This is a genomic window from Streptomyces millisiae (genome assembly GCF_031845425.1).
Lineage (GTDB): Bacteria > Actinomycetota > Actinomycetes > Streptomycetales > Streptomycetaceae > Streptomyces > Streptomyces millisiae.
The window spans coordinates 1-477 of record NZ_JAVREM010000241.1; the positions used below are offsets into that span (position 1 = coordinate 1).

Below are 477 nucleotides of genomic sequence, written 5' to 3' on the forward strand. Positions count from 1 at the left end.
CACGGCCGAGGCCTTCCAGCGGCTCCAGGAGGCGGTGAACGAGGCGGTGGCCGATCACGCGCGAGGCATCATCGATGCCCGGGGACCCGGAGCGGCCACCGGTCCGGCGCACTGGGACGCCGACTTCCGGGACACGATCGCCCACGGACTGCGCACGCCCTGCCCACTGGCCCAGGACGCCCGCCTGAAGAACCGCGTCCTGCTTCCCGACTGGGCCCTGCAGAAATCCGGCGCGTACGTACTCCATCAGCTGCGCCTCCGCGACGGCGCCCTCCTGGAGTGGCACCGCTTCCTGCACGACGGGGCCCAGGAATGGCGCGCTGATCAGGCAGGACAGCCCCTACTCCCCCGCCAGCACCACCGTCTCCGCCTCGTCGAACCGGACGCCCACCACCGCGCCCTCGTCCGGGGTGTCCCGCAGGGCGCACTCGGCCTCCAGGACCGGCGCGTTCTCGGGGGTCAGCCGCACGGTCACGT

The 477-nt window shown here is 73.0% G+C and carries 1 protein-coding gene and 1 pseudogene; both read right to left on the reverse strand.

Translation table 11 applies throughout. The features are described 5' to 3' along the window. On the reverse strand, positions 1-247 hold a 247-nt coding region (locus RNC47_RS36455; protein ID WP_311605159.1), incomplete at its 3' end, for a hypothetical protein. 93 nt (positions 248-340) lie between these two features. Next, a pseudogene (locus RNC47_RS36460) lies at positions 341-477 on the reverse strand (iron ABC transporter ATP-binding protein); the annotation flags it as partial.